We start from the raw sequence: 11510 nt of genomic DNA, 5'->3' as shown, positions 1-11510 counted from the left end.
CTTGTTCCTGTTGATCGATAAGTACGGTGCTGTCGGCGACCATTCGGGCCACTTGCCAAAGCACGACGCAGACGCAACATGTCGATTTCGGTCAGGAACTTCTTCGCCGTGATTTGGGCAACCACTGCCATGTTGCTGTCGTGAATCTCCAACTGTTCCGCGGTCGGTTCAATTCGCACGATTTCATCGGTCCGCTCCGGCAATTGTTTTGCGACTTCACCCCGTGTTCGCCGCAACAGGATTGGCGACATCAATTCGCGAAGCTGATCGAGTCGTTGGTACCCGAGCGTCTTCCCTTTCTCGTCAACCACTCGATGACGATGAAAAAATCGATACGCTGGTCCAAGCCGCTGTTCGTCCACAAATCGTGCTACGGTAAACAGCTCGCCAAGATTGTTTTCCAGCGGCGTACCGGAAAGCACCAATCGATACGGGCTCTGCAGCGTCCGAATCATGTTGCTGGTTTTCGACTCCCAATTCTTGATACGTTGGCCTTCGTCCAAGATGATCAAATCCCACGCAGTGGACTCCATCGCCGTCAGATCTCTCAACACCTGCTCGTAATTGCAAATGGTAAAGAAGGCGTCGCTGCGATATTGTTCCGCTCGTTCGGCCCCCGTTCCTAGCACCATTTGCACGCTGCGACCGCTGAAACGCTGGATCTCGCTTCTCCATTGACTCTTCAGCGATGCGGGACAGATCACCAACACACGTTTAATGTCGGCCCATCGCGCGAGCAATTCCGCGACACCGATCCCTTGAATCGTTTTGCCGAGTCCCATGTCGTCGGCCAGGATCGCACGCCCGGCTGCCACGGCAAACGCGATCCCATCAAGCTGGTAGGGCAACAGCTTGGCGTCGAGCAGCTCGGTTCGTAGCGGATGTTTGGCCGGATTGCGTCGAATTTCGTCGCATTGCGATTGCAGATGCGTTTGTACCAGGGAACGCTGAAGATAATCCTCGGCGTCAGGATACAGATGAACGTGGTGACCGGCATGCTCGAGCGCCTCGATCCGCCGCATTGCCTCTTGCCCATCACGCAAAGATTGCTCGCCTGCTTGGTCGACGATTTCTTCGATGGTCGGATCGAGCTGAGTGGGCAAATTGAATCGCAAACCAAAATCGTCGCCATAGTGTAGACGCAGTGACAAATTGCTGCGTCGATACGGTTTCGCTAGCTCCGTCTTTTTGAACCGCCGCGAAACTTTGTCCAACACATGCATGACGTGCTTGCACGTTCCGAGTGAATTGGTGCGAAAGTCGGGGCAAGAACAATACGACTGGCCTGGCTCGGTGCCTCTCAGCGCAACCCGATACGACTTGCCGGATGTTTTACTGGTGACCACATAGTCGGTCCAAGGTTTTGCCGCATCCGTAGTGCGGACCGTCATCGATTCGTCCGCTGCCCGCTGCCGTCGCTCGGCCAAGGCCCGTTCGTGCAATTCATCGTAAGTCAAATTTTCCAGTGGCACCGATTCATCCGGTGGTGCTGCCAGCCCCAGAACACTTTTGGCATCCAGCAGATGGCTCAGCGCGGCGGCCAGATGGACACACGAGGTATCACACTGATCACAATTGATTTGGATTTGTTTGGAGCGAGCCGATTGCAAAGTAAACGTCGCGATGGCGCGGCCGCCCGGGACGTCAGGGTCTTGGAAGCGAACGCGGTACAGGTCGCCGCCGAGGAACACATCTTCTTCGGAATCGATTTCGAAGGCCCGGTTGCTTTGGCGGATCAGTTCGGGGCCTTGTTCACCGAGTAATTGACAGGCCTGGTAGTAGGTCAGCGAGGCAAGTCGCTGGTGGAACGGGTTTCCTTTGCTGTTTTTACGTTTTGCAGTCCTACTTTTTGCGTTCGTACGGCTTTTCGTCTCCGCGCGGCTGGATTTGGAACTTGTTTTCGATTGCCTTGATTCTGATTGGGTTGCCATAAATCAGCCCTCTCCTTGCCGATGATCACCATGAAACCAGGTTTTTACCTAATAGAATGGCGTCAAAGTGAACCAGCAAGCGAGGGCGGGGGTCATGGTAAGATAGGCAAGTGAAAAAAACCGAATAGAGGACACTTGGACGAAGCGGCAGCGGAAGCTAAACTCTGGGCATCACGCACCCGTAGCTCAACTGGATAGAGCATCGGTCTTCGGAACCGAGGGTTGGGGGTTCGAATCCCTCCGGGTGTACTTAAACCCGCTTTCAGCGCAATTCACCGCGTCGGAAGCGGGTTTTTTCGTGTTTTCACGGCAATCCCGTCCATCCATGGAGCGTCCCTGATCCGTCCTTTCGGCCTCTCTTTTCGAACACCTTTGCGGCAAATGGTGTATGAAGCTGGTGTAACACGATCGCTTTGCTACACCGCACCATCCCTTAAGGTGCTCTGTCCCCAGGATGCCCCCCAGGATGCCCGCTCCCAAAAGCCCGAACTTGCGCGTCTGAAAGAGGATGGAGTCAACAGAAACCGGTTCCCGTCGGAACTGGGTTTGGTCCGCGCCAAGCTCGAAGCCGCCGGTGACAAGCAACTCGCTGCCTTGATCGCCGAAACCGCCCGACTTCAGGCCGCGCTCGAAGCCTGCTTTCCCGAAGCTTTCGAAAGCGTGGACGCCGCCATCGAGAAACGCAACGCCGTCCGCAAGTCCCTGAACAACGATCCCGAGTTTCAGGCTCGCAACAGAGCTGTCGTTGACGCAGGCAAGGCCATCAAAGACTATGAGCATCAAGCTTCTCCAGGCCTTACCCAACTCGAAGCCGCTTCCAAAGCCTACATCGACTCTCTCAAGTCATCCGACGCGAACTGAACTGACCTGAGGCGTGTCCACCCTACTTCAACGACGATGAGTACTGTAATGAAATTGACTTGGATCGCCGCGACTGCGTTGTTATTGGTTGTGAATGTTCCTGCTGCGGCTAAGGATCAACCTAACGTCGTGCTCTTTGTCGTCGATGACATGGGCTGGATGGATAGTTCTGCTTATGGTTCGCAGTACTACGAGACGCCAAACATGGAACGATTGGCGAAACAGGCGATGCGATTCACCGATGCCTATGCCGTGCCACTGTGCTCCCCAACGCGGTGCTCAATTCTCTCGGGGCAACACTCAGCACGTCATCGCGTCACCTCGGCAAGTGGCCATCAACCGCCGGCGGCACCAGATGCTTCTCCCTATCCCGAGAAGGCATCACCAGCCTCGCAGTTCATCTTTGCAAACAGCAAGAACTTCATCGATCCGGCAATCGTGACATTGGCCGAGGTATTGCGGGACGCAGGCTATCGGACTGGGCACTTTGGCAAATGGCACCTTGGTTTGATGCCCGAGAATCGACCCGACCAAAACGGTTTCGAAACGACTTGGGCATGCGCGCCAGATCCAGGGCCGCCGAGCTATTTTTCACCCTACGGCGTTTCGATCGAAGGACGCCCGACGGGGCAGCATCATGTGGGCAACATCACCGATGGGCCAGACGGGGAATACATCACGGATCGTCTGACGGATGAGGCGTTGAAGTTCATCGAGGCACATCAGAACGAACCCTTCTACCTGAACCTCTGGCAGTACGGTGTGCATGGGCCGTGGGGGCACAAGGAGGAATACACGGCCGAGTTTGCGAAGAAGAAAGATCCGCGGGGTGAACAACACAATCCGATCATGGCGTCGATGCTCAAGAGTGTGGATGAAAGCCTTGGTCGGGTGATGGCCAAGTTAGATGAATTAGGCCTGACCGAGAACACGCTGTTCATTTTCTATTCGGACAATGGCGGCAATGTGCATAGCAATCGAGAAGACGACCGTAAGATTGCCAAACTGAGTGAGAATCACCCGAAGATGGCGGCGATTCGGGAGTGGCGGAAGTGGGCCGGAGGTGAAGGCCCCACCAACAATGCACCTTTGCGCGAAGGCAAGGCGCGCATTTACGAGGGCGGTCAACGTGTGCCATTGATGGTGCGTTGGCCGGGCAAGATCAAACCGGGCACAACCGACAACACGGTTGTCGGAGCGATTGACCTTTATCCCACCGTGCTCGACGCGCTGAACATCGAGTTGCCAGTCCATTACATCGTCGACGGTCTGTCGTTGCTACCGGTGTTGAAGCAAACCGGCCGTCTCGATCGTGAGGCTTACTTCACCTGGTTTCCTCACATCGTTCCAGCGGTGTCCGTGCGGAAAGGGGAGTGGAAACTGATCCGGCGCTTCGAGCCGCATCGAGATTACCCCGAGGTGCGCGAGCTTTACAACCTGACCAAGGATATCGGTGAGACGAATAACTTGGCCGCAGCCATGCCGGACAAGGTGAAGGAACTCGATGCGTTGATCGACGGATTCATCGCCGACACGGGTGCGCTGGTACCCAAACCGAATCCAGCTTATACACCGAAGGTCGCAAGGGCGACTCGGGCTCTTGATGCCGGGCTCGTACCAAAGATGTGCACGGTCGAGCTAAAGAACGGAGCCTTGGTAGCGACGATGGAGCCGGGAAAACGAAATCCTTTCCTCGGCACGGCTCAGATCAAAACGCGGATGCCGTTGACTCTGCGTTTACGGGCTCGGAGTAAGAGTGGAGGTGCAGGGAAGGTGCAGTGGAAGCTGGCGGCTCAGGAGGATTTCCCTGCACAGGGACAGGTCGTGAATTTTAATTTTCCTGCAGGGTCCGAGTGGCAAAATCTGTCGATCGATTTGCCGATTGAGAAAACGACGCAGATCATTCGTCTGTATCTTCCATTAGAAAATGGGCCGGTGGAGATCCAATCCATCGACTACCTTGATGCGAAAACGAAGAAGTCGGTCAAACGCTGGGAGTTCCAGTAGGGTGGACACTGCCTACCCTACTTCCTCTCATCATCGAAGGCGTCACCACTCAAGGCGACGATGTCGACTAGGTTCATCATTTGATGTGGGTCATTTTTCAGATCTAGAGCTCTTCGGCCGGTCGCATTCCAAATGCCAGTTCAGCCAGTCGCGCGACTCCGTGTTCGCTTCGGTGTTCCATCATGAATCTCTTGGTCGGTGATCTGTTCTTCAAGTGCAGAGACGACCCCGTGGTACAACTCCGTCATATTGATTGCTTCACCGGTCTCGACCCATTTCACAATCATGTCGCGCGGAAACGCCAAAACCATCAGCGACGGATGTTTGATCGCGAAATCTGATCCCTGTTCGTCCGTAGCCACAACCCATTCGAATCCAAGTCTCGTGGCAATCACAACAAAAACGCTTTCGAGGCCTCTGCGTCCAACCCATTGTCATTGGCATTCTAAAACGTAACGTACACGCCGCGTCCCGACGACGCGCACTGGGCAAGTAAGTCAATATACTTTGCGAGACGTTCATCATCGAAGCATTGTTGTCCGTCCATCGACCATTTCCATACACCCATGTACCTCGCTATTCGAGCATCGTTTCGACAAACGGTGTATGAATCCGGTGTGAAACGATCGCATTGTCACGAGCATGGCGGATTCAACCGACACGGTCTCGCAAATTCGTGGTGTGCATTGAATCGTCCTGATCACGATGCTTCTCTCACGCTCACGGGCAATACCCATCAGCGAGAACGGGGTTGTGTGCTTGGCGTGTCTCGGTTTCAGGAGATGGCGGCGGTGGAAGTTTGGGGCTTGGGTTAGGAGCTGCTTGCGGGGCCTGCGGGTGACGAATCGGGCTTGATCAACGCCTCGGTTTCGGGACGTGGCGGGCGAGCGGAGCGGCCGGCCATGAAGGCGGCTAGCGGTTTGGTCTCGTCAAATCGTTCCAAGACAATCTTGAACCCCGCCGCAATCGGCGTCGCCAAAAACATACCAATGATCCCCCACATCATGCCCCAAAACATCAGCGAAAGTAGCACAACGACGGGATGCAAATCCGATGATTCCCCCATCAGTTTCGGTTCAACTAGGTTTCCGCTGGCGACTTGAATCATCGATGTCACACCGATCGCGGAAAGCATCCAGGCCAAGTTGCCGCTGGGATCAAATATGATCAGCGGAATTGGCAACAGACTTGCCACAATCGGACCCACGTTGGGCACAAAATTCAGCAGGAACGCCAACACGCCAAACGTAAACGCCATCGGCACACCAAACAGTCGCAGCGCCAATCCAAACGCCAGTCCGGTGAAGATCGAGATGATCGTTTTTAGTCCCAAGTACACCCGTACTTGATGGTTGATCTCTTGGATCGTTTCGTTGGACGACACCAGTACCGGGGTACCCAACAACAGAAAGAACACGAAGATCAAAACCACGACGCTGGTCGATACCAGACTGAAAAGTGATTGCGACACGATCGCGATGCCTTGCCGGGCAAGGGTTTCGACTAACTTTTGTGGGCCACCTGGATTCACCGGAGGGATATCTGCAGCATCCATCCCCGCCCCATCGGTCATTGCCGTTGGCGTTTCGGTTTGATCGATCAAATCACCGCTGGACGCAACGCCTTGTCCGTCAGACGATAGAGCGTCCGTCTCCTCGGACGCCTGGTCCGCGTCATCCGGCGTTACTGGCAGAACGTCAACCGGCGACAACACTTGATCGGGCACGTTTTGTGGATCGGCGACCGGTACGATCTCGCCGTTTTGCTGTCGACGGAAGTTAAGATCAAGAAAAGTGTGCTGATCAATCTGCTGGGCAATCGCTTCGATCCGATCAATGTATCGTCCGCCATTTTTGGTCAGATCGGTCATCGATATCGAAATTGCCATCCCGAACATGATTAGTAAAGCGACCCCGGAGAGAAACGTGATCGCAGCGGCGACAATCCGCGTGACTCCCAAGGTTCGCTCCAGCACCGCCAGGATCGGACTAAGGCCGCTGACGACAAATAAGGCCACCACGAATGGCACCAAGACCGGTCGCAGCCAGTAGATCAGGTAAATCGATCCGAGCACCGCCAGCACCAGCAGTGAAACCGTCTGTATTTTCTGCTGCGTTGATCGATCAATATCAAACAGCGGTGTTTGCAGTTTATCTCTGCGTGCTGATTCGGCTGGCGGCGAATTCTGGTGAAGTGGGCCTTGGTCGAACATGTTCAACTACGGGATTTAATGAAGATTTCAGGATGAGAACACGGAAGTACGGAAACCGGTTGTCTGATCCGTTTATAATCTTGGTATCTCGATGACGCTACGACAGGGGCCAAGCGGAGGTGTCATTGGCATCGAATCCCACTCACTTGAATTGAGCTTTTCCATGAACCGTCTTATCTGTTTCGCAATTTTGCTTTCGATATTAGCAACCTCCGGTGTCGGTTCGGCTCAATACGAGGGGATGAAATACCGGATTCCGCAAGACACCAACATGCTCGTGTTGATCGATCTGCACAAAATGTTCGGCTCGCCAGTGGCCAATCGTGAGCGGTGGATGGCGCGTCGGAAAGCCGCTTTTGACGCGGGTATGATTGCGACACCTCCCGGTGCCGAGGCCGTGATTTTGGCAGCCCGCACCGACCTGGAATACCACAAAACGGTGCATGAACTCGGCATGATGAAAATGCACAATGACTATAACGTCACCGAAGTCGCCGCTCGGTACGGCGGTTCGATGGACAACATCGAAGGGCGGGCCGCGACGCGGCTGCCGGATGACACCTATGTCGTGCAATTGATGGATAACCTGTTGGCGCATGCAACCCCGGCAAACCGCCAAGACGTTGCCCGCTGGCTGCGGTCAACCGATGTCGGGGCATCCAGTAAACTGCCCGACTATCTGGAAAAAGCGTTCAGTTATGCCAAAGACTTCGGCACACCCATCGTCATGGCGGTCGACGTTGGCGGACATATCGCCGAACATCAGGTCAAGCAAAAGATGACGTCCATGGAGTCACTCAAAGACGTTGACTTGCCCGTAGATTCGTTTGCGAAACTGATCGCGGGCGCGCGGGGCATGACTTTAGGCATCACCGTGGGGGACAAGACGGTCGGAGCGATTCGTGTCGACTTTTCGGAGCCGCCCACGTTGCTTTCGGAGGTTGGCAAACCGTTGCTGTTGGAGGTGCTGAGAAACAATGGCGGATACATCGACGACCTGGAAAACTGGCAGCCTTCGATCCAAGGCAATTCATTTATGCTCCGAGGCACCTTCTCGCTAAACGGAATGCGTCGCGTGATGAGTGTGCTAGAGCTTCCTCCTTCTCTGACCGATGCAATGTTAGAAGCGACTTCGCCCGGCGCGGATCCCGAAGGAAAAGCGAAACTGCTGGCTTCTCAAGCTTATTTCACGCAGATCACGACGCTGTTGGATGATCTTCGCGGTAAACCCAAACGGGATCACGTCAAAACCTTTGGCCAAGCCGCAATTTGGTATGACAAGTACGCTCGCAAAATCGATCGCATGTCGATTCTGAATGTCGATGAGATGCTGGTTGACTATGGAGCCAACATGGCCGCGATGTTACGGCAAGGCGAGATGACCATGAAAGGTGTCGGCATGCGGACGTCGGTGCGAACGCGCAGCAACCAACCCTCCTCGAGCGGTTACGGTATGGCCGTCGGTGGATACCGAGCCGGCATGGGTTATAACGGCGGCATGTATGGTGTTCCCAGCACCTATGTCGGCGTCAATCCAATGACCGCATCACTACAAGCGAAAGGCCAAAGTGATGCAATCATCCGTACCAAGAGCGCACCCAGGGTGCTTCGAACGTCCAGCAATTGTGGAATCAAATCGATGAACAAACAGCGGCCGTCCGGCGGGAAATGGTCAGCAAGTATAGCGCTGACTTTTAATCAGAAAATTAGACGTCGGAACAAGGATGCAGACTAAGCCCAAATGATTGACGGCATTCGAGCCAGTCGTTGTGACTTGTTTTGCAAGACTCAATTCGGACAAACTTGCTGAATACAAATCGTAGGACAGTCTTTCCAGGCTGTCGCTGAGTTTGACGGCCTGGAAAGGCCGTCGTACTTTCTTGATGGATAGGCCACACTAGAGGTGCAGTTCGAATCTCGTTCCGATGGCAAGCGAATCCGGATAGATTCCTGATGTATTGCAGATCGGGTTGCAATGACAACGATAGTATCAGCAGGATGCCATACGAGTGGACAGGATATCGGTTGTACAGGTACCGCTGGCACGGAGGCATAGGGTCCACCCAGAAGAATTCATTGCAGAGACCATACCTCTTGTAGCCGGCATCATGAAAGCACTACTTTGCGATGGCCCAGTAGGGAAAACTTGGCAACGGCCCGGAAGGGCCGTTGTACTCGGGTGAGTCGATTTTCGGATTGGCTCTCGGTCGCTAGGCTCGGTTGAATGTCGAAACCGTGGCTAGCAACTTGTTGATTTAGTCGAAATGCAAATCGCATCGGTGAGCCGTGGGCCGTAAGGCACCGGGTAATGCGTGGAACCCGGCCGCTCACACGCGAGTGGCTCATTAAATCAACAAGTGGCTAGCGACTAAAATACGGAAAGACTCCTGCCTAGCCGCTTAACAAAGACGTTGGGCTAACAGTGGCATTCCCCGAGTCTGAGTTGACGTAATGGGGATCGTTTGCCATCTGCTTTCGAAAGGACTGCTATGACTCTGGACCGACATCGGCTTTGCGTTGAGCTGCAGCGATTGGACTGGGCTCGCCAATTGTCGCAGGAGGTGATCGAGGACATCGCAGCGGAGGCGGAAACAAGTCAATTCGCCACCGGCGACGAGGTGATCTCTGTCAACGCCGAATTCACCAACGTTTACTTTGTGATCGAAGGCAGCCTCGAAGCGTTACTGTTCGATCGGCTGGACAAGCAGATCCATCGCGAAAAGTTTGGTCGCGGTTCAGTGCTGGGACTCTTCTCGGTCGTGCTTCCCGAGTCCTCACATTTGCAAGTCTCTGCGATTGAGCCCACAACGGTGATCCACTTTACGATGGACGAATTGCTGCGGCTGACGACAAAGCATCAAGAGTTCCAACGTTCCATGTTCGCTGCCGCGGCAAACGTGGTGAAGCGATTAGTCGTAATCGATCGGGACCTGCCCAAGCCGGCGGTGGTCGGAGTCGTGCATCAATCGGATGCAAGCCGCTGTTTGGCTGTCGATCTAACCCGTCGACTGCGACAACTCGATGAACCCGTTTATGTGGCGGGCGACGAGAATCACTGGTCATCCGACGAAGGAATTGTTTTTTATCCGCTTTACGAAAACGGTCAGCTGATTTCAAAGGATGCGATCACAAGCACCTTACAAAAATGGTCCGCATTAGGGCGATTGTTTATCGATGTCCGTGCGGATCACTCGCAAGACGATCTGAACCGACTGCTGAGCTATTCCGAAGTGGTGCTGTGGTGCATCACTTCGGCGGATGTCGCCGATGCCGTTCAACAACTCGAGATTCTAGGACGTGATGCTCCGTGGTTGCGAGAAAAAGTGCGGATCGTATGGCATCTCACCTTCGACAATCCGGTACCACCTTATGTTCCAAAACTCAATGAACTATCCGCAGGCGATTTCAAAACCTATGAGGGCCAACCGTCATTGCAGCACGGAAAACTGTTGCAACGAGGACTGGAGCGGATCATTCATTATTTGCGAGGCGTGCAGATTGGCATCGCGTTGGGTGGTGGTGCCGCGCGAGGCATGGCTCATCTGGGTGTGCTGAAATGCTTGGAACAGAATGGCATTTTTGTCGACCGACTTGCCGGCACGAGCGCCGGTGCGATGACCGGAACGGTTTACGCGGCAGGCATGGATCCCGACTACGCCACGGAATGTTTCAAAACAGACCTCACGCCGAGCTGTTTTTTTCGCTGGTTACCGGCGGGCGGATACTGGTACCTGATTCACAAGTATCGCTTCAATCAATTCGATTCGATGCTGCGCAAATACCTAAACGACCTCCGCATGGAGCAACTCGCGATTCCCATGACGACGATGGCGGTGGACTTAGTCGATGGCATTCTGTTGGAGCGGGAATCAGGCGATGCAACGCACAATATATTGGAGAGCATCAATCTGCCTCCGTTGGCGTTGCCGATCGTGAAACAAGGACGCGCCGTCGTCGATGGAGGATTGCTGAACAATGTTCCGGCGAATGCGTTGGTTGACCAAGGATGCAACTTCGTCATTGCATCGACGGTAACCGCCAAGCTAGAGAAAGATTTCATGTCGATCCGTAGTAATCGACAGCGGCGAGCGAGCAAGTTTTTTCAATCGTTGCAAGTCATCATGCGGCAACACATGATTCAGGGACACAGCATGAACGACGTGGGGGTGCAGCCCGCCGACTTTGTCATCGCTCCCGACGTCACCGCGTTCGACCTATCCGAATTCACTCGCGCTGACGAAATGTCGGTGGTTGGCGAAACCACTACGAATGAATCAATCAAGCAGCTCAAGGCAATGCTCGCCAAACTCGATCCCCAACTGTTCCAATGACTCGTAGTGCGATTCCAGTTGAATGACATCGGGATGTTGCTTGTAGAACGACCGCTCATTTTCTCGTGATTTAGTTGTCACGTAGCTTATCTGCGTCTTACTCGAGCAACGCTTAAGGGGTCGCAATGGTTTGATAACATTATTTTCTTGTGTTGTGTTGAAAAGCCC

General features: G+C 54.1%; 7 protein-coding genes and 1 tRNA gene. 5 read left to right on the top strand and 3 right to left on the bottom strand.

The annotated features are described in order from the left end of the window. On the bottom strand, positions 1–1931 hold a 1931-nt coding region (locus RMSM_RS15125; RefSeq protein ID WP_008697743.1), incomplete at its 3' end, for a DEAD/DEAH box helicase. A 175-nt stretch (positions 1932–2106) separates the two neighbouring features. Here RMSM_RS15125 and RMSM_RS15120 point away from each other — a divergent pair. The 3 genes from RMSM_RS15120 to RMSM_RS15110 all read left to right on the top strand — a co-directional run bounded on the left by RMSM_RS15120 (position 2107) and on the right by RMSM_RS15110 (position 4799). Next, positions 2107–2180: transfer RNA gene (locus RMSM_RS15120), tRNA-Arg, on the top strand. Positions 2181–2312: 132 nt separating this feature from the next. Then, on the top strand, positions 2313–2792 hold the full coding sequence (locus RMSM_RS15115) for a hypothetical protein (RefSeq protein ID WP_040766964.1): 480 nt from the start codon (positions 2313–2315) through the stop codon (positions 2790–2792). 36 nt (positions 2793–2828) lie between these two features. Beyond that, positions 2829–4799 carry a sulfatase gene (locus RMSM_RS15110; RefSeq protein WP_201767037.1) on the top strand — a complete coding sequence of 657 codons (1971 nt, stop codon included), beginning with the start codon at positions 2829–2831 and terminating at the stop codon, positions 4797–4799. A 140-nt stretch (positions 4800–4939) separates the two neighbouring features. On the opposite strand, the gene RMSM_RS15105 is transcribed toward RMSM_RS15110, so the two are convergent. Both RMSM_RS15105 and RMSM_RS15095 read right to left on the bottom strand, forming a co-directional pair. Then, positions 4940–5194, bottom strand: a complete 255-nt coding sequence (locus tag RMSM_RS15105) for a DUF3806 domain-containing protein (RefSeq protein ID WP_008697729.1) — start codon at positions 5192–5194, stop codon at positions 4940–4942. Between the two features lie 416 nt (positions 5195–5610). Further along, the gene (locus RMSM_RS15095) at positions 5611–7011 is read right to left on the bottom strand and encodes an AI-2E family transporter (protein WP_008697726.1); all 1401 of its coding nucleotides are present in this window, start codon (positions 7009–7011) and stop codon (positions 5611–5613) included. A 163-nt stretch (positions 7012–7174) separates the two neighbouring features. Between RMSM_RS15095 and RMSM_RS15090 the strand changes: the two genes are divergently transcribed. Both RMSM_RS15090 and RMSM_RS15085 read left to right on the top strand, forming a co-directional pair. Next, positions 7175–8746, top strand: a complete 1572-nt coding sequence (locus RMSM_RS15090; protein ID WP_040766960.1) for a hypothetical protein — start codon at positions 7175–7177, stop codon at positions 8744–8746. A gap of 754 nt (positions 8747–9500) precedes the next feature. Beyond that, positions 9501–11342: a cyclic nucleotide-binding and patatin-like phospholipase domain-containing protein gene (locus RMSM_RS15085; protein WP_008697723.1), complete on the top strand. Its 1842-nt coding sequence runs from the start codon at positions 9501–9503 to the stop codon at positions 11340–11342. Positions 11343–11510 lie beyond the last annotated feature (168 nt).

The sequence above is a fragment of the Rhodopirellula maiorica SM1 genome (genome assembly GCF_000346295.1).
GTDB classification, from domain to species: Bacteria; Planctomycetota; Planctomycetia; order Pirellulales; family Pirellulaceae; genus Novipirellula; species Novipirellula maiorica.
Note: the sequence above shows the minus strand (reverse complement) of the source record. Positions and strands in the feature narration are given on the sequence as shown.